We start from the raw sequence: 502 nt of genomic DNA on the forward strand, positions 1-502 counted from the left end.
CCTGGCCGGCCTGGCCACTAGTGACGGATGGGCCCTTGGTGGAGGCTGGGGAGACGGTAACCTGGGTTCCCTGGCCCCAGTAGTCAAAGTATCTTCTCCCACTATATACCCGTCTCGCACAGTAATATAAGGCGGTGTCCGAGGCCTTCAGGCTGCTCCACTGCAGGTAGGCGGTACTGATGGACTTGTCGGCTGAGATGGTGACTTGGCCTTGGAAGGACGGGCTGTATCTGGTATCAGAGTCACCAGGATAGATGATCCCCATCCAGTCCAGGCCTTTCCCGGGCATCTGGCGCACCCAGGCGATCCAGTAACTGGTAAAGCTGTATCCAGAACCCTGACAGGAGATTTTCAGAGACTCCCCGGGCTTTTTCACCTGTGTTCCAGACTGCACCAGCTGCACCTGGGAAGATCTAGAGGAACCACCAAGTCGGAGGCCAAGCGGTCTTAGGAAGACAACTTACTGCCGCAACTCCTTGGCTCACAGAACGACATGGCCAGG

1 protein-coding gene is annotated in these 502 nt (G+C 57.2%); it reads right to left on the bottom strand.

All coding sequences use genetic code 11. The features are described from left to right. Positions 1-403 (bottom strand): immunoglobulin heavy chain variable domain-containing protein (locus ACYVJE_RS23165; RefSeq protein WP_461146149.1); only part of this gene is annotated, 403 nt, incomplete at its 3' end. Positions 404-502: the final 99 nt, after the last annotated feature.

The organism is Salinifilum aidingensis, from assembly GCF_054782015.1.